The following is a 17,455-nucleotide window of genomic DNA, read 5'->3' on the forward strand; positions in this document are numbered from 1 at the left end:
CACGGAGTGCGGTGTCACTGGGTGCGATTCTCGCCCCGGTAGTACTCGAAGACCCAGCCGAAGAGGCCGATCAGGAGCAGGGGGGCGGAGAAGTACAGCAGCCACCAGCCGAAGACGACGCCCATGAAGGCGAAGGCTCCGCCGACCGCCAGGGAGAGCGGCTGCCAGCTGTGCGGGGAGAAGAACCCCAGCTCGCCCGCCTCGTCGGCGACGTCGGCCTCCTTGTTGTCCTGGGCCATCGCGTCGACCCGGTTGGCCGTGAAGGCCAGGTAGAAGCCGATCATGATGGACAGCCCGAAGGCCAGGAAGAGCGCCGTGGTGCCGACCGGCTCCTTCGACCACAGGCCGTACACGGCGGCCATGGCGAGGATGAAGACGCTCAGCCAGATGAACATCTGTCCCTGGATCTTCACTTGCCTGCCTCCTTGCCGCCGGCGAGGGCCTTGTCCGACTCGGAGAGGTGGTCGAACTGTTCGAGCGCCGTGATCTCCGGGTGGTGCAGGTCGAACGCCGGGGATTCGGAACGGATCCGCGGCAGGGTGAGGAAGTTGTGCCGCGGCGGCGGGCAGGAGGTCGCCCACTCCAGCGAACGGCCGTAACCCCACGGGTCGTCGACCTCGATCTTCTTGCCGTACTTGGCGGTCTTCCACACGTTGTAGAAGAACGGCAGCATCGACAGGCCGAGCAGGAACGAGGAGATCGTCGAGATCGTGTTCAGCGCGGTGAAGCCGTCGGCGTCGAGATAGTCCGCGTAACGACGCGGCATGCCCTCGGCACCGAGCCAGTGCTGCACCAGGAACGTGCCGTGGAAGCCCACGAACAGCGTCCAGAACGTGATCTTGCCGAGCCGCTCGTCCAGCATCTTGCCGGTGAACTTCGGCCACCAGAAGTGGAATCCGGAGAACATCGCGAAGACCACGGTGCCGAAGATGACGTAGTGGAAGTGCGCGACGACGAAGTACGAGTCCGAGACGTGGAAGTCCATCGGGGGCGAGGCCAGGATGACGCCGGTCAGACCACCGAAGGTGAAGGTGATCAGGAAGCCGACGGCCCAGAGCATCGGTGTCTCGAAGGACAACGACCCCTTCCACATCGTGCCGATCCAGTTGAAGAACTTCACGCCTGTCGGTACGGCGATGAGGAACGTCATGAAGGAGAAGAACGGTAGGAGCACACCGCCCGTGACGTACATGTGGTGCGCCCACACCGTCACGGAAAGGCCGGCGATGGCGATCGTCGCGGAGATCAGACCGATGTAGCCGAACATCGGCTTGCGGCTGAATACCGGGATGACCTCGGAAATGATTCCGAAGAATGGCAACGCGATGATGTACACCTCTGGATGGCCGAAGAACCAGAAGAGGTGTTGCCAGAGCAATGCGCCGCCATTGGCCGCGTCGAAGACATGCGCGCCGAATTTACGGTCGGCCTCCAGCGCGAAGAGCGCGGCGGCGAGGACCGGGAAGGCCAGCAGGACCAGAACACCGGTCAGCAGGACGTTCCAGGTGAAGATCGGCATGCGGAACATCGTCATGCCGGGGGCGCGCATGCAGATGATCGTGGTGATGAAGTTGACCGAACCGAGGATCGTGCCGAAGCCGGAGAAGGCCAGACCCATGATCCACATGTCGGCGCCGACACCCGGCGAACGGACCGCGTCCGAGAGCGGGGAGTAGGCGAACCAGCCGAAGTCGGCCGCGCCCTGCGGGGTGAGGAAGCCCGCCACCGCGATGAGCGAACCGAAGAGGTACAGCCAGTACGCGAACATGTTCAGCCGCGGGAACGCCACGTCGGGCGCGCCGATCTGCAGCGGCATGATCCAGTTCGCGAATCCGGCGAACAGCGGCGTCGCGAACATCAGCAGCATGATCGTGCCGTGCATCGTGAACGCCTGGTTGAACTGCTCGTTCGACATGATCTGCGTGCCCGGACGGGCCAGCTCGGCGCGCATGAAGAGCGCCATGAGTCCGCCGATGCAGAAGAACACGAACGAGGTGACCAGGTAGAGCGTACCGATCGTCTTGTGGTCGGTGGTGGTCAGCCACTTCACGACGATGTTTCCCGGCTGCTTGCGCCGCACGGGCAGTTCGTCCTCGTACGAGTCGTCTGCCGGAGCGGCACCCTGAGGTTCGTTGAGGATGCTCACAGTTGGCTCTTCTCCGCATTCCTGGCCGGGTCCGTCTGCGCGATGCCCGCCGGCACGTAGCCCGTCTGACCCTTCTCAGCGAGCTCCTTGAGGTGCTGCTGGTAACGCTCCGGGGAGACGACCTTGACGTTGAAGAGCATCCGGGAGTGGTCGACTCCGCAGAGCTCGGCGCACTTGCCCATGAAGGTGCCCTCGCGGGTGGCAGTGACCTCGAACGCGTTGGTGTGGCCCGGGATGACGTCCTGCTTCATGAGGAACGGCACCACCCAGAAGGAGTGGATGACGTCACGCGAAGTGAGGACGAAGCGGACCTTCTCCCCCTTCGGCAGCCACAGGGTCGGACCCGGGTTGCCGTTCTGCGGGTTACGGGTCCCGGGGATGCCCACGTCGTAGACGCCGCCGGCGCCCTCGGGGAAGTCCTTGCGGAACCGGTCGGGGATGGCGTCGAGTTCCTTGGGGAGCTCGGGGCCCGCCGCGGGCTGGCCGTCCACCTTCTCGATGTAGTTGAAGCCCCAGCTCCACTGGTAGCCGACCACGTTGATGGTGTGGGCGGGCTTGTCGGAGAGCTCGAGGAGCTTCGACTCATCACGCGCGGTGAAGTAGAAGAGCACCGAGACGATGATGAGGGGAACCACTGTGTACAACGCCTCGATGGGCAGGTTGTACCTGGTCTGCTGGGGTACCTCCACCTTGGTCCGGCTACGCCGGTGGAAGAAGACGCTCCAGAGGATCAGCCCCCAGACAAGGACACCCGTGACGAGCGCTGCCGCCCACGAGCCTTGCCAGAGGGAGAGGATCCGAGGGGCCTCTTCCGTTACCGGTGTGGGCATTCCGAGGCGGGGAAAATCCTCCCAGTTGTATGAACAACCGGAGGCTGTCGCCAGGACCAGGCCCGCAGTCAGCACCTGCGGCAGCTTCCGCCGCATCGGGCGCCGCGACGAGCGGTCGGAGCCGTTGGGACTCACGTAGCGCCTTCCCGAGAGTCTCGCCCGCACGGTCGGCGCGCCCGTATGTCTCTGGTCGGTCGCCGGCCCTGACGCGGGCAGGGGTTTGGATGTTTATGCGGACCAAACCCTACTGGACGCTATTTGGGGTCGCGCGGGGAGGGTGCCCAACGCGCCGCCCGACACCCCCTGGGGATGGAATCCGGCCCTCCGACCCTCATCTGACGGCCACTCGCCCGTCCGGAAGGGGCGGCCCCCGCCGAGGTGGGGGCGGGTGCGGGCTAGCGTGGCGGGGTGCCCTACTTCGATGCCGCCTCCGCCGCCCCCCTGCACCCCGTCGCACGCCAGGCGCTGCTTGCCGCGCTCGACGAGGGCTGGGCCGATCCCGCCCGGCTGTACCGGGAGGGGCGACGGGCCCGGCTGCTGCTGGACGCGGCCCGGGAGGCGGCGGCGGAGGCCGTCGGATGCCGCCCGGACGAGCTGGTCTTCACCTCCTCGGGGACGACGGCGGTGCACGCCGGAATTGCCGGGGCTCTTTCGGGGCGTCGGCGTGTCGGCCGCCATCTGGCCCTCTCCGCGGTCGAACACTCGTCGGTACTCCATTCGGCGGCGGCCCACGAGGCGGCGGGCGGCTCGGTCACCGAGGTCCCGGTGGAGCGGTCCGGGGCGGTGGACCCGGCGGTGTTCGGCGGGGCGCTGCGGGCGGACACCGCGCTGGCCTGTCTCCAGTCGGCCAACCACGAGGTGGGCACCGAGCAGCCGGTGGCCGAGGTCGCCGCGCTCTGCGCGGAGGCCGGGGTGCCGCTGCTGGTGGACGCGGCCCAGTCGCTCGGCTGGGGGCCGGTCCCGGCGGGCTGGTCGCTGCTGACGGCGAGCGCGCACAAGTGGGGCGGGCCGGCCGGGGTGGGGCTGCTCGCGGTCCGTAAGGGGACCCGTTTCTCGCCCCAAGGACCGGCCGGGGAGCGGGAGTCGGGGCGGGCTCCGGGGTTCGAGAACCTGCCGGCGATCGTGGCGGCCGCGGCCTCGCTGCGCGCGGTACGGGACGAGGCGGCGGCGGAGTCGGTGCGGCTGCGGGCCCTGGTGGGCCGGATCCGGTCGGTGGTGGCCGAGCGGGTGCCCGATGTCGAGGTGGTGGGCGATCCGGAGCGGCGGCTGCCGCATCTGGTCACCTTCTCCTGTCTCTATGTCGACGGGGAGACCCTGCTGCATGAGCTGGACCGTAGGGAATTCTCCGTATCGTCCGGTTCGTCCTGCACCAGCAGCACGCTGACCCCGAGCCATGTGCTCAAGGCGATGGGGGTGCTCTCGGAGGGGAACGTCCGGGTGTCGCTGCCTCCGGGCACGGCCGCCGCGGACGTGGACCGCTTCCTGGAGGTCCTGCCGGGGGTGGTGGCCGAGGTGCGCGAGCGGCTCGGCGTCCCGGCCGCCCCGCGCCCGACGCCGCCCTCCCCCGGTCCCGCCGCGTCCCTGGTGGTCGACGCGCTGGGCCGGCGCTGCCCGATCCCGGTGATCGAACTCGCAAAGGTGATCGGAGAGGTAGCGGTGGGCGCCACGGTGACGGTGCTCGCCGACGACGAGGCGGCCCGGCTGGACATCCCGGCCTGGTGCGAGATGCGGGGTCAGGAGTACGTGGGCGAGGAGCCGGCGGACCGGGGCTCGGCCTATGTGGTCCGCCGGCTCGCCTGATCAGGCCAGGTGCTGACGGACGTCGGCGGCGGCGTCGTGGCCGTACGCCTTGGTGAAGCGGTCCATGAAGTGGGTGCGGCGCAGGGTGTACTCCTGGGTGCCGACCGTCTCGATCACCAGGGTGGCGAGCATGCAGCCGACCTGGGCGGCGCGCTCCAGGCCGACGCCCCAGGCGAGGCCGGAGAGGAAGCCTGCCCGGAAGGCGTCGCCGACGCCGGTGGGGTCGGCCTTGGTCTCCTCCTCGGGGCAGCCGACCTCGATGACCGGCTCGCCGACCCGCTCGATCCGGACACCGCGGGCGCCGAGGGTGGTGACACGGTGGCCGACCTTGGCGAGGATCTCCTCGTCGCTCCAGCCGGTCTTGGACTCGATGAGCCCCTTCTCGTACTCGTTGGAGAAGAGGTAGGTGGCGCCGTCGAGGAGGATGCGGATCTCGTCGCCGTCCATCCGCGCGATCTGCTGCGAGAAGTCGGCGGCGAACGGGATGTTCCGGGAGCGGCACTCCTCGGTGTGGCGGAGCATCGCCTCCGGGTCGTCGGCTCCGATGGAGACGAGGTCCAGGCCGCCGACGCGGTCGGCGACGCTCTTCAGCTCGATGAGGCGGGCCTCGCTCATCGCGCCCGTGTAGAAGGAGCCGATCTGGTTGTGGTCGGAGTCGGTGGTGCAGACGAAGCGGGCGGTGTGCAGCACCTCGGAGATCCGGACCGAACCGGTCTCGACGCCGTGCCGGTCGAGCCAGGCGCGGTACTCGTCGAAGTCGGCTCCGGCGGCGCCGACCAGGATCGGGCGGGTGCCGAGCAGGCCCATCCCGAAGCAGATGTTGGCGGCGACACCGCCCCGGCGCACATCGAGGTTGTCGACCAGGAAGGACAGGGAGACCGTGTGCAGCTGATCCGCGACCAGCTGGTCGGCGAAGCGGCCGGGGAAGGTCATGAGGTGGTCAGTGGCGATCGAGCCGGTGACTGCAATACGCACGGGGAGGCTACTCCTGCGGAAGGCGAAGGGCCGTGAGTGCGCCCTCCGGGACGACGTGACAGTTCACGCTACCGGGTGAGCCGACGGCCGGGAAAAGGGAAAACTACCCGATAGTAGGGCTTTCTACCTGAGCTCGACCGTGGTTACGGTGCGGATATGTCGAAGCACACCGCATTGCCCGAGTCGGAATTGAGCCTGGCCGCACTGCGCGGAGACTGCGCGCGGATGGCTCCGCACTGGACGGCGCCGGTGAAGAGCGCGCCGGTTCCGGTGAAGCCGTCCCTGATCAACGGGGTGACGGTGCCGCCCTCGTCGGCGCGGCTGATCGACGCGATGTCCGAGTACGGCGACTGAGGGCGGACCCGGCCGGGCCGGCCGGCACCGTGTTTCGGCCCTTTCGTTGCAGGTTCCGGCGAAAACCGTACGGCGACCGCGTCCGGACCTCCGTCGGCCGGGGGAACCGCCCGCTCCTCTGTTCCGTCCCATCGGTGTCCCCGTCCGGGGGCACGCGGTAGGCACCGCGACGGCAACGCAGTCGAAGGAGCGATCCGGTGAGCACCGAGCGACCCGACAACGACGTGACCGGCCCCCGGCGGCGGCGTCCGCCGCTCGCGGTGGCCTCGGTGGCCGCGGCCGTGCTGCTGGCCGGGGGCGGCGGGGCGTACTGGGCCTCGACCGCTTCGGGCGACGGCGGCAGGGCGGACAGCGGTGCGGCGGCGAAGGGCGAGGCCCCGCCGCTGGCCCTGGACGCCGCCGCGGACGGCCCGGACCGGGCCGCCTCGTCCTCCGACACCCCTCCCCCGGGCATCGCCCCCGGTGAACCGGATCCGGGCGGCCCGCCCGTGACCTACCGGGCCGAGGGCGACCTCCCGGACGGCCCGGACGAGGCGGCGGTCCACCACGCGAAGGGCACGGTGGCGTCGGCCGATGTCGCCCGGCTGGCGAAGGCGCTGGGCATCCCGGGCTCGCCGCGCACCGAGGGCGCGTCCTGGGTGGTCGGCGACGACGACGGCCCCGGTGCGCTCCTGAAGGTGACGAAGCAGGCGCCGGGCACCTGGACGTTCGCCCGCACCACCCCCACCACACCGTGCGAGCCGGGGAAGATGTGTGCGAACGGGCCCGCGGAGCCGGGCGGCGACCCGGTGAGCGAGAAGGCGGCGAAGGCGGCCGCGGTCCCGGTCCTCAAGGCGGCCGGGCAGGACGACGCGGCGCTGAACGCGGGCCAGCTGATGGGCGACGTCCGGGTGGTGAACGCCGATCCGAAGATCGACGGGCTCCCGACGTACGGCTGGTCGACCGGGGTCCAGGTGGGCCCGGACGGCAAGGTGACCGGCGGCAGCGGACATCTGAAGGCGCTGGAGAAGGGCGCCACCTATCCGACGGTCGGCGCGGACGAGGCGCTGAAGCAGCTGAACGCGGCGAGCAAGGGCAAGGGCGACGCCTCCGGCGACATCGGCGGCTGCGCCACCCCCGTCCCGCTGGAGGGTGAGCAGAAGTCCCCGTCGGATCCGCAGTGCGTGCCGTCGAACGGCAAGCGGGCCCCGGTGACGCAGACGGTCGAGGACGCGGTGTTCGGCCTGGCGCTGAACTACGTGGACGGCCGGCAGACGCTGGTGCCGTCCTGGCTGTTCACGGTCCGGCAGGCGCCGGGCGGTCCCGAGCACACGGTCACGCAGGTCGCCGTGGACCCGGAGTTCATCGAGAAGCCTCGGACGCCGACGCCCTCCGGGGACCGGAAGGTGACCTCGTACGGCACGGACGGGCGGACCCTCGATGTGACGTTCTGGGGCGGTGTGTGCAGTACGTACACGGCGAGCGCCCAGGAGAGCGCGGGCCAGGTCCGGATCTCGGTCACGGAGAAGCCGCAGGAGGGCAAGAAGGCCTGCATCATGATCGCCAAGGAGCTGACCCGGACGGTGACGCTGGAGAAGCCGCTGGGCGACCGTACGGTGATCGACGCGGCCTCGGGCGGTGCGGTGCCGCGCGGCTGACGCGGACGGCGGCACGGCATACGTACGGCGGCGGCCCCGGGAGTGATTCCCGGGGCCGCCGCCGTATGCCGTGTGTCCCGCCTTCGGCGTTTAGCTGAAGGAGTCGCCGCAGGCGCAGGAGCCGGTGGCGTTGGGGTTGTCGATCGTGAAGCCCTGCTTCTCGATGGTGTCGACGAAGTCGATGGAGGCGCCGCCCAGGTACGGGGCGCTCATCCGGTCGGTGACGACCTTGACACCGTCGAAGTCCTTCACGACGTCACCGTCGAGCGAACGCTCGTCGAAGAAGAGCTGGTAGCGCAGGCCCGAGCAACCGCCGGGCTGAACGGCGACGCGCAGCGCCAGGTCCTCGCGGCCTTCCTGCTCCAGCAGGCCCTTGACCTTGGCGGCGGCGGCGTCGGACAGGAGGATGCCGTCGCTCACGGTGGTGGTCTCGTCCGATACGGACATCTGCTTCTCTCCCGGGTTGTACGGACTGCTTGCCGACGGTTCAACCGCCTCGGCCGCGGATTCATTCCGGGCCCAGCGCTTGTCTGTTCCTTTTCATGCTCGCACACCCGGTCGCCCGGGGGATGCGTCACATCGACGCTATCGGCATCGTCAAAGTGACACGAAGCGGCTATGATAGATAGCGTCAAATAGACGAAAAGGCGCGTTCGCCGAAGCGCAGAGCAGAACGCAGAGAAGAAAGGGTGCGTGACGTGACCACGGCCCAGCCCCTGGACGTACAGCCGACACCCCTCGCGCTGCTGCTGCTCGGCCGCGAGGCCGACCCGAGGAGCGAGCGCGGCGTCGAATGCCCCGGCGACCTCCCCTCCCCGTCCGACCCGGACCTGGTGGAGCGCGCCCGCGCCGCCAAGGAGAAGCTCGGGGACAAGGTGTTCGTCCTCGGCCACCACTACCAGCGCGACGAGGTCATCCAGTTCGCGGACGTCACCGGCGACTCGTTCAAGCTGGCCCGTGACGCGGCCGCGCGCCCGGAGGCGGAGTACATCGTCTTCTGCGGTGTGCACTTCATGGCCGAGTCCGCCGACATCCTGACCACCGACGACCAGGCGGTCGTGCTGCCCGACCTGGCGGCCGGCTGCTCGATGGCCGACATGGCCACCGCCGAGCAGGTCGCCGAGTGCTGGGACGTGCTGACGGAGGCCGGGGTCGCCGACCAGGTGGTGCCCGTCTCGTACATGAACTCCTCCGCCGACATCAAGGCCTTCACCGGCAAGCACGGCGGCACGATCTGTACGTCCTCGAACGCGAAACGGGCCCTGGAGTGGGCCTTCGAGCAGGGCGAGAAGATCCTCTTCCTCCCCGACCAGCACCTGGGCCGCAACACGGCGGTACGGGACATGGGCATGAGCCTGGAGGACTGCGTCCTCTACAACCCGCACAAGCCGAACGGCGGCCTCACCGCCGAGCAGCTGCGCGACGCGAAGATGATCCTGTGGCGCGGGCACTGCTCGGTCCACGGCCGCTTCTCGGTCGAGTCGGTCGAGGACGTCCGGGCCCGGATGCCCGGGGTCAACGTGCTGGTGCACCCGGAGTGCAAGCACGAGGTCGTGGCCGCCGCGGACTACGTGGGCTCGACGGAGTACATCATCAAGGCCCTGGAGGCGGCCCCGCGCGGCTCGAAGTGGGCCATCGGTACGGAGCTGAACCTGGTCCGCCGCCTGGCGAACCGTTTCGCCGAGGAGGACAAGGAGATCGTCTTCCTCGACAAGACGGTCTGCTTCTGCTCGACGATGAACCGCATCGACCTGCCGCACCTGGTCTGGACCCTGGAGTCGCTGGCCGAGGGCAAGCTGGTCAACCGGATCGAGGTCGACCCGGAGACGGAGAAGTACGCCAAGCTCGCCCTGGAGCGGATGCTGGCGCTGCCGTAACGCCCCATCCGGTCCGGGACCGGGACGCCCGGGAAGCCCCGGTATGCCGCAGGCCGGCGTACCGGGGCTTTCGCTTGCCGGGCTCCGGCCTGCTGGGCTCTCGCGGTCCGTGGGCAGGTCGCGGTCCGGCCGGTTCCTCCATACGGCAGCCGATGACGTCACCGCGTAACTACGCTGCTACTCACCGCAGCGAACCGCGCGGGTGAGAACGGCGAGAACGGTGGGGCGGGCATGAACGACGAGGACCGTGGGGCGGGCGTGGGCGACGAGACGCGTGAAGCGGGCGTGGCCGACGAGACACGTGCGGAGGGAGCCGCCGCGTTGGCGCGGGCGGAGCACGAGGTACGCGACCGGCGCGACGCCGCCGGGCGGGACCCCGCCGGTCTGCCCGCCCTGGCCTCGGCCCTGCACCGGCTCTCCCACCTGCGCGCCGCCACCGGGGACCGCGCCGGTGCACTGGCCACGGCGAAGGAGGCCGCGCGGATCTACGCCGAGCTCGGTACGCAGCGCCCAGGCGACTTCCAGGCCGAACTGGCCCTGACCATGGGCGCGCTGGGCGACCGTGTGGCCGACACCGGGGACCCGGCGGCCGCCGTGCCGTTCGTGAAGCAGTCCGTGCGGCTCCAGCGCGAGCTGGTCGAGGAGGAGCGGCCGGGCGCGTCCGTCCCGGCGCTCGCGGAGTATCTCCTGAACTACGCCGCGCGGCTGGCGGACGCCGGGGAGACCGTGGCGGCCGTGCCGCAGGCGGAGGAGGCGGTCGAGCTCCTCCGGAGCCTCGCCGAGGAGGATCCGGACGCCTTCCTGCCCCGGCTCGCCGCGGCTCTCCACGCGCTCGGCCACCATCGCGCGGCCGTGAGCGACGCCTCCGGGGCGGTCGAAGCGGCCCACGAGGCGCGCGGCCGCTTCCGCGTGCTCGCCGCCCGGCGGCCCGAGTTCCGTCCGGAGCTGGCCACGGCCGTGGACGCCTTCGCCCGTCACCTCAACCAGGAGGGCGACACCGGGGCGGGTCTGCGGGTGGCGCGGGAGGGCGTGGCCCTCCACCGCGAGCTGGTCGCGGAGCGGCCCGAGGTCTTCCGGCCGGGCCTGGCCGCCGCGCTGCGCACCCTCGCCCGGAGCCTGGCCGGTACCGAAGGGCCGGAGGAGGCCTCGGTTCCGGCGCGGGAGGCCGTCGAGCTGCTGCGGGAACAGGGCGACGCCGTCCTGGGCGAGCTGGCCGGCTCCCTCCAGGCACTCGGCGCCCACCTGGAGCGGGGCGGGGACGCCGAGGGGGCGGTGGAGGCGTTCCGGGAGGCGCTGGCCCTGCGCCGGTCGCTGACGCCGGAGTCCCCCGGCGGCCCCGACGCCGCCCTGGTCTCCGCTCTCGACGACCTGGCCCGGGCGCTCGCCCGTACCGGCGAACACGCGGCGGCCGTCGAGGAGTTCGACGAGACCGTCGAGGAGTTCGCCGGGGCCGCCCCGGCGACCGCCCGGCGGCTCGGCGTCGAGCGGAGCGCCTTTCTGCTGCGCTGCCCCGCTCCTTGGCCCACGACCGGGATCACCGAGCTGGTGAACTGGCTCGACGAGGACGCGGAGGCGGCCGGTGGCGCGGACGCCGTGACCGTACGGGCCCGGCAGGCGCTGCGCGCGTACGAGGACGGCGCGGCGGTGCGTACGGCGTGGGAGGAGGAGACCTTCACGCCCGTGCCGGACTGGCTCGTCCTGTCCACGGAGACCCTGGATGCCGTCAGCGCCTGGATGTTCGCGCCGAACTGGCCCCGGTCGCGCGACTTCTGGTCCCGCAACGCCGAAGTCCTCGGCGGCGAGGAGGCCGCGACGGCCCTGGACGAGCTGGCGATCCTGCATCCGCACGGGGCGCGGCAGCACGCGCTGCTCCGCGACGCGGTCCTCGCCCACGGGGTGACCGCCGCCTACGACCAGCTGATCCTGCGGGAGCAGCTGGCCCAGTGGCTGGAGTGCGCGGACTGGAAGGAGTCGCGGGCCTATCTGGAGGAGCACCCGCGGCTGCTGACCGTGCGGCCGCCCGACGCCACGCCGCTGGCCCATGTCGCGATGCTCGACATCGGCCGCGCCGAGGGCTTGGACGCCGCGTACCGGCTCGTCGAGGACCGCGAGGCCCTCCAGGCGTACGTGGACCGGGCGTTGGCGGCCGGGGACGGGGTGGCGCTGATGCACGGCGGGGGCATCGAGGGCCAGGTGTTCGGCGACCGGCTCTCCTCGCTCACCCATGCGCAGGTGGCCCTGGTGCTCGCGGGGGCCACCGGGGGCTTCGAACCGGACGACCTGGCCGCGCTCCGGCACCGGGCCCCCGAGGAGACCCGCGCCCGGCTGGTGCGGGAGACGGTCGCGCTGAGCGTCCGGCTCCCCGAGCAGCACGGGAAGGCCTGGCACCGGATCATCCGAGCGCTGGGCGGGGACGCCTGAGATCTCTTTGTACGCCGAAGGGGCCTGCCCCACGCGGATGCGTGGAACAGGCCCCTCTTCGCTGTCCGGCCGATGCTCCGTCCGGCCGCCGGGTCAGGCCTGCGCGGGTTCGGCCTCGCGGGCCTCCTCCGGCTCCGGCTGGTCCGCCGCGCCCGCCTTGGCCGCGCGCTTGGCGGCCTTCTTCTTGGCGCGGCGCTCCTTGCGGAGCTCGACCATCGCGTAGAGCGTCGGCACGAGCAACAGGGTCAGCAGCGTGGAGCTGATCAGACCGCCGATGACCACGATGCCCAGCGGCTGCGAGATGAAGCCGCCCTCGCCGGTGACGCCGAGCGCCATCGGGAGCAGGGCGAAGATGGTCGCGAGCGCCGTCATCAGGATCGGGCGGAAGCGGTGGCGGCCGCCCTCGATGACGGCTTCCATGATGCCGAGGCCCTGGGCGCGGTACTGGTTGATCAGGTCGATCAGCACGATCGCGTTGGTGACCACGATGCCGATGAGCATCAGCATGCCGATCATCGCGGGGATGCCCAGCGGGGTGCCCGTGATGAGCAGGAGGGCCAGGGCGCCGGTGGCCGCGAACGGCACCGAGACCAGCAGGATCAGCGGCTGGACGAGCGACCGGAAGGTGGCCACCAGCAGCATGAAGACGATCGCGATGGCCGCCAGCATGGCGAGGCCGAGCTGGCCGAAGGCCTCGTTCTGGTCCTCGGTGACGCCGCCGATGGTGGCGGTGGCGCCCTCGGGGAGGTCCAGCGCGTCGATCTTCTCCGCGAGCTCGGTGCTGACCGCGCCGGTGTTGTCGCTGACCGGCTTGGCGGTGATCGTCGCCGAGCGCTGTCCGTCGATCCGGGTCATCGAGACCGGGCCGGGGACGACCTTCACATCGGCGATGTCGCCCAGCTCGACCGGGCCGAGCGGCAGGGCCTTCAGCTCGGCCATGGTGGCGGCCGGCTTCGAGGAGCGGATGACGATGTCGCGCTCGGTGTCGTCCAGCGTCGCGGTGCCGGCGGGCGTACCGCGGACGGCTCCGGCGCGGCCGACGCTCTGCGCCAGGTCGCTCTGGACGTCGGTGACGTCCTTGACGGTGGCGACCTCGGTACGGACGGCCTCGGCCGCCTTCTTCAGGACGTCGGCGTCGGCGGCCTTGACCACGACGCTCAGGTCCTGGGAGCCGAAGCCGTCGCCCGCGGCGATGGTGGTGTCGCCGATGCCGTCGAGCTTGCCGAGGGCCTCGTCGATACGGTCCTGGGCGTCCTCGTAGTCCGCGGCGTCCTTCAGGGTGACCTGGTAGGAGGCCTGGTTGGCGCCGGTGCCGCCGCCGAAGGCCGCCATGAAGCCGGAGGAGCCGACGGTGACCTGGTAGTCCTTGACGCCCTTGTCCTCCTGGAGGACCTTCTCGACCTTGCGGGCCGCCTCGTCGGCGGCTTCCAGGCTGGTGCCGGGGGCGAGTTCCTGCTTGACGCTCAGGACCTCCTGCTCACCGGCGTCGAAGAAGTTCGTCTTCAGCAGCGGGACCATCGCGAAGGTGCTGAGGAGCACGGCGACGGCGATGACGAGGCTGGTGATCCGGCGGCGGGTCGCGAAGCGCAGGACCGGGACGTAGATCCGCTGGAGCCGGCTGGCCGCTTCCTTCTCCTCGGCGAGACGGCGGGCTTCCGCCGCGTCCTCGGGGGTGCCCTTGGGCGCGCGCAGGAACCAGTACGACAGCACCGGTACGACGGTGAGCGAGACCAGCAGGGACGCCAGCAGGGCGGCGGTGATGGTCAGCGAGAACGAGCCGAAGAGCTGGCCGACCATGCCGCCGACCAGACCGATGGGCAGGAAGACCGCGACGGTGGTGAGGGTGGCGGAGGTGACCGCTCCGGCGACCTCCTTGACCGCGGTGATGATCGCCGCGTGACGCTCCTCGCCGTAGCCGAGGTGACGCTTGATGTTCTCCAGGACCACGATCGAGTCGTCGACGACCCGGCCGATGGCGATGGTGAGCGCGCCGAGGGTGAGCATGTTGAGCGACAGGTCGCGGGTCCAGAGCACGATCAGCGCGAGGACGATGGAGAGCGGGATGGAGACCGCGGTGACCAGCGTCGAACGGATCGAGGCGAGGAAGACCAGGATCACGACGACCGCGAAGGCCAGGCCGAGCGCGCCCTCCGTGGTCAGGCCCGAGATCGACTTGGAGACGGCCGGGCCCTGGTCGGAGACGACCGTCAGCTCGGCGCCGGCGCCGAGGTCCTTGCGGAGGTCGGGGAGCTTGTCCTTGACGGCGTCCGAGATGGCGACGGCGCTGCCGTCCTTGTCCATCGTCGCCATCACGGCGAGGCTCGGCTTGCCGTTGGTGCGGGTGATGGAGACCGCCGTGGACGGCTCCTGCCTCACCTCGGCGACATCGCCGACGCGCACCGGCTTTCCTGCCTCGCCCGGGCCGGCCGCCGGGTCCTTGGCGACGACCTGGAGGTCCTCGATCTGCTTCAGCGAGGTGAAGGCGCCGCCGACCTGGATGGTGCGGCTCTTGCCGGACTCGGAGAAGGAGCCGGCCGGCAGGGTGGCGCCGCCCGCCTGGAGGGCCTGGGAGAGCGTGCCCGCGTTCAGGCCGGCCGCGGCGAGCTTCCGGTCGTCGGGGACGACGGAGACCTGGAGGTCCCGCACGCCGTCCACGGTGACCTGGCCGACGCCCTCGATGTCCTGGAGGGCCGGGACGACCGTGGCGTCGAGCTGGTCGGCCAGGACCTGCTGGTCCTTGTCGGAGGTGACGGCGAGGACGACGGTCGGGATGTCGTCGGTGGAACCGGCGATCACCTGCGGGTCGACGCCGTCGGGCAGCTGGGCGCGGGCCCGGTTCACCGCCTGCTGGATGTCCGCGACGAGCTGCTTGGTGCCCTCGTCGCCGAAGTCGAAGGTCGCCATGATGAGGGCGTTGCCCTCACTGGCGGTGGAGGTGATGCCCTCGACGCCGTCGACGGCCTTGAGGGAGTTCTCCAGGGGCTCGACGACCTGCTTCTCGACCACATCGGGAGACGCACCCTGGTAGGGCGCCAGCACCGAGACCATCGGCAGTTCGATGGTCGGCAGCAGCTGCTGCTTGAGCTGCGGGATCGCTATCGCGCCGAAGACCAGCGCGACGATCGAGATCAGCCCGATCAGGGCCCTTTGCGCGAGGCTGAATCTGGACAGCCAGGACATGGGTGGGTCTCTCTTCTGTGGCGTACGCGGCAGAGGGGCGGGGAGGGAAATAGCGGGACACCTCCAGCCCAGTCCTACGATCTCCGCTGCGCGTCGCCGAAACGTCGCCCCCCGGGCTGCTTTCTCACGCCGCGCATACCGCAGCTGGAGTACGCCGGAGTACGCCGTACCGCCGTCCGGTCAGTCCGCGCGAGGCCGCACCAGGCCCGATTCGTAGGCGATGACCACCAATTGGGCCCGGTCCCGGGCTCCCAGTTTCGCCATCGCCCGGTTCACATGGGTCTTGACGGTGAGCGGGCTGACCGCGAGCCGCTCGGCGATCTGGTCGTTGGAGTGGCCGCCCGCGACCTGGATCAGCACCTCGCGTTCGCGGCCGGTGAGCGCCGCCAGCCGCTCCGCGTACTCCGCGCTGTCCGGCCCCTCCCCCGCGTCGCCGCCCTGGGCCAGGAACGTGGCGATGAGGCCCTTGGTCGCCGCCGGGGAGAGCAGCGCCTCGCCGGCCGCGGCGATCCGGATGGCGTTGAGGAGTTCGTCCGGCTCCGCGCCCTTGCCGAGGAAGCCGGAGGCCCCGGCGCGCAGCGACTGGACCACGTACTCGTCGACCTCGAAGGTGGTGAGCATGACCACCCGCACCGCGGACAGCTCCGGGTCGGCGCTGATCATGCGGGTCGCGGCGAGTCCGTCGGTGCCCGGCATCCGGATGTCCATGAGCACCACGTCGGCGCCCGTGGAGCGGGCCAGCTCCACCGCCCGGGCCCCGTCGGCGGCCTCGCCGACCACCTCCATGTCCGGCTCGGAGTCCACCAGCACCCGGAACGCGCTGCGCAGCAGCGCCTGGTCGTCGGCGAGCAGCACCCTGATCGGCGCCTCCCCGGCTTCGGGCGTCGGCTGGGTCATCGGCGGATCCCCGTCCCGCCCGCTGTGCCCGGCCGCTCCGGTTCACCCGTGCGGGCCTCGACCGGAAGGATCGCATGGACCCGGAACCCGCCGCCGTAGCGAGGTCCCGCGGTGAGGGCGCCGCCGAGCGCGGTGACGCGTTCGCGCATGCCGACCAGGCCGTGGCCGCCGCTGTCCAGGCCGTCGTCGGCCGCGGTGCCGGCCGCTCCGGAGCCGGGCGGCCGGCCGGCACTCCCCCGGCCGTTGTCGAGCACGGTGACCTCGGCGGTGGCGCCCACCCGGACGACGCTCACCTCGGCCTTGGCCCCGGCGCCCGCGTGCTTGCGGACATTGGTCAGGGCCTCCTGGATGACCCGGTAGGCGGCCAGGTCGACGGCGGCGGGCAGCGGGTCGCGGTAGGCGCGGGCCACCTCGACGGGGAGCCCGGCGTTGCGGAAGGTGGTGACCAGTTCGCCGAGGACGGCGAGCCCGGGGGCCGGTTCGGTGGGCGCCTCGGGGTCGCCCTGCTGGCGCAGGAGGCCGACGGTGACCCGGAGTTCGTTGAGTGCGGAGCGGCTGGCGTCGCGGACGTGGGCGAGCGCTTCCTTGGCCTGGTCCGGGCGCTTGTCCATGACGTGGGCGGCGACCCCGGCCTGGACGTTGACCAGGGCGATGTGGTGGGCGACCACGTCGTGGAGGTCCCGGGCGATCCGCAGCCGCTCCTCGGCGACCCGGCGGCGGGCCTCCTCCTCGCGGGTGCGCTCGGCCCGCTCGGCGCGTTCCCGGATGGCGTCGACGAACGCGCGCCGGCTGCGTACGGCGTCCCCGGCGGCTCCGGCCAGTCCGGTCCAGGCGAAGACGCCGAAGTTCTCCTGGCTGTACCAGGGGGTCGAGCCGAAGACCATCGCCGCCCCGGTGAGCCCGCCCATGGTGAGCAGTCCGACCCGCCAGGTGGTGGGGCGGTCGGTGCGCGAGGCGACGGTGTAGAGCGCGATGACCGCGCTCATCACGACCGGGGCCGGCGGGTCCATCAGGACGTACTCGGTGGCCGAGAGGAGCCCGGTGGCGGCGAGGACCGCCATCGGACGCCGTCGCCGCAGCACCAGGGCGAGGGCGGCGAGCACCATCAGGAGGACGCTGAGGGGTTCGGGGGTGCGGGTGCCGAAGGTCGGCCCGTGTCCGGTGCCCGGGTCGGCGAAGGAGCCGCCGATCATCGCGACGAGGGCGCCGAGGGCCAGGGCCGCGTCGAACGCCAGCGGGTGGTCCCGGAGCCAGCGGCGGGCGCGCGCGAAGCCGGACGAGAGGGTGGTCACGTCCAGCAACGGTACGCGGCCGGTCCACGGGCCCGCCGGGGGCCGG

The 17,455-nt window shown here is 71.2% G+C and carries 13 protein-coding genes; 5 read left to right on the top strand and 8 right to left on the bottom strand.

Annotated elements, in window-relative coordinates; all coding sequences use genetic code 11:
* Positions 1 to 14: 14 nt before the first annotated feature.
* The 3 genes from KV381_RS08560 to coxB are packed head-to-tail and all read right to left on the bottom strand — an operon-like array spanning position 15 to position 3,111.
* Positions 15 to 413, bottom strand: a complete 399-nt coding sequence (locus KV381_RS08560) for a cytochrome c oxidase subunit 4 (RefSeq protein WP_030086552.1) — start codon at positions 411 to 413, stop codon at positions 15 to 17.
* Positions 410 to 2,146 (bottom strand): cytochrome c oxidase subunit I, encoded by a 1,737-nt coding sequence (gene ctaD / locus KV381_RS08565; protein WP_030622653.1) that lies wholly within the window; start codon positions 2,144 to 2,146, stop codon positions 410 to 412. The genes KV381_RS08560 and ctaD overlap by 4 nt, the downstream gene beginning before the upstream one ends.
* The gene (coxB, locus tag KV381_RS08570; RefSeq protein ID WP_030080655.1) at positions 2,143 to 3,111 is read right to left on the bottom strand and encodes a cytochrome c oxidase subunit II; all 969 of its coding nucleotides are present in this window, start codon (positions 3,109 to 3,111) and stop codon (positions 2,143 to 2,145) included. The genes ctaD and coxB overlap by 4 nt, the downstream gene beginning before the upstream one ends.
* 273 nt (positions 3,112 to 3,384) lie before the next feature.
* On the opposite strand from coxB, the gene KV381_RS08575 reads away from it, so the two are divergent.
* Positions 3,385 to 4,776, top strand: coding sequence for a cysteine desulfurase/sulfurtransferase TusA family protein (locus tag KV381_RS08575; RefSeq protein ID WP_030622651.1), 1,392 nt, complete (start codon positions 3,385 to 3,387; stop codon positions 4,774 to 4,776).
* Here KV381_RS08575 and KV381_RS08580 read toward each other — a convergent pair whose 3' ends face one another.
* Positions 4,777 to 5,751 (bottom strand): carbohydrate kinase family protein, encoded by a 975-nt coding sequence (locus KV381_RS08580; RefSeq protein WP_030622650.1) that lies wholly within the window; start codon positions 5,749 to 5,751, stop codon positions 4,777 to 4,779.
* A gap of 156 nt (positions 5,752 to 5,907) precedes the next feature.
* On the opposite strand from KV381_RS08580, the gene KV381_RS08585 reads away from it, so the two are divergent.
* Both KV381_RS08585 and KV381_RS08590 read left to right on the top strand, forming a co-directional pair.
* Complete coding sequence (locus KV381_RS08585; RefSeq protein WP_030080661.1) at positions 5,908 to 6,105, top strand: hypothetical protein; 198 nt, start codon at positions 5,908 to 5,910, stop codon at positions 6,103 to 6,105.
* A gap of 197 nt (positions 6,106 to 6,302) precedes the next feature.
* Entirely contained in the window at positions 6,303 to 7,742 is a 1,440-nt protein-coding gene (locus KV381_RS08590; protein WP_218785001.1) for a hypothetical protein, read from the top strand.
* A gap of 90 nt (positions 7,743 to 7,832) precedes the next feature.
* Here KV381_RS08590 and KV381_RS08595 read toward each other — a convergent pair whose 3' ends face one another.
* The gene (locus KV381_RS08595) at positions 7,833 to 8,189 is read right to left on the bottom strand and encodes an iron-sulfur cluster assembly accessory protein (RefSeq protein ID WP_003969624.1); all 357 of its coding nucleotides are present in this window, start codon (positions 8,187 to 8,189) and stop codon (positions 7,833 to 7,835) included.
* Between the two features lie 251 nt (positions 8,190 to 8,440).
* Here KV381_RS08595 and nadA point away from each other — a divergent pair, with 251 nt between their 5' ends.
* Both nadA and KV381_RS08605 read left to right on the top strand, forming a co-directional pair.
* Entirely contained in the window at positions 8,441 to 9,619 is a 1,179-nt protein-coding gene (nadA, locus tag KV381_RS08600) for a quinolinate synthase NadA (RefSeq protein WP_086777870.1), read from the top strand.
* Positions 9,620 to 9,850: 231 nt separating this feature from the next.
* Complete coding sequence (locus KV381_RS08605) at positions 9,851 to 12,040, top strand: tetratricopeptide repeat protein (protein ID WP_218785002.1); 2,190 nt, start codon at positions 9,851 to 9,853, stop codon at positions 12,038 to 12,040.
* A 93-nt stretch (positions 12,041 to 12,133) separates the two neighbouring features.
* Here KV381_RS08605 and KV381_RS08610 read toward each other — a convergent pair whose 3' ends face one another.
* The 3 genes from KV381_RS08610 to KV381_RS08620 form a co-directional block, all read right to left on the bottom strand.
* Entirely contained in the window at positions 12,134 to 15,220 is a 3,087-nt protein-coding gene (locus KV381_RS08610) for an efflux RND transporter permease subunit (protein ID WP_218785003.1), read from the bottom strand.
* A gap of 180 nt (positions 15,221 to 15,400) precedes the next feature.
* Positions 15,401 to 16,117 (bottom strand): response regulator transcription factor, encoded by a 717-nt coding sequence (locus KV381_RS08615; RefSeq protein WP_218785004.1) that lies wholly within the window; start codon positions 16,115 to 16,117, stop codon positions 15,401 to 15,403.
* A complete protein-coding gene (locus tag KV381_RS08620; protein WP_218785005.1) occupies positions 16,114 to 17,409 on the bottom strand; it encodes a sensor histidine kinase in 1,296 nt (431 codons plus the stop codon). Before KV381_RS08620 ends, KV381_RS08615 begins: the two co-directional genes overlap by 4 nt.
* Between the last annotated feature and the right edge of the window lie 46 nt (positions 17,410 to 17,455).

It is taken from the genome of Streptomyces sp. WY228, assembly GCF_019287315.1.
GTDB classification, from domain to species: domain Bacteria; phylum Actinomycetota; class Actinomycetes; order Streptomycetales; family Streptomycetaceae; genus Streptomyces; species Streptomyces caviscabies.

What these genes read in the sequence shown, in the direction of transcription:
- KV381_RS08585 (WP_030080661.1), top strand. Translation starts at nt 5,908, where the DNA reads ATGTCGAAGCACACCGCATTGCCCGAGTCGGAATTGAGCCTGGCCGCA.
- KV381_RS08595 (WP_003969624.1), bottom strand. Translation starts at nt 8,189, where the DNA reads ATGTCCGTATCGGACGAGACCACCACCGTGAGCGACGGCATCCTCCTG.
- KV381_RS08605 (WP_218785002.1), top strand. Translation starts at nt 9,851, where the DNA reads ATGAACGACGAGGACCGTGGGGCGGGCGTGGGCGACGAGACGCGTGAA.
- KV381_RS08610 (WP_218785003.1), bottom strand. Translation starts at nt 15,220, where the DNA reads ATGTCCTGGCTGTCCAGATTCAGCCTCGCGCAAAGGGCCCTGATCGGG.
- KV381_RS08615 (WP_218785004.1), bottom strand. Translation starts at nt 16,117, where the DNA reads ATGACCCAGCCGACGCCCGAAGCCGGGGAGGCGCCGATCAGGGTGCTG.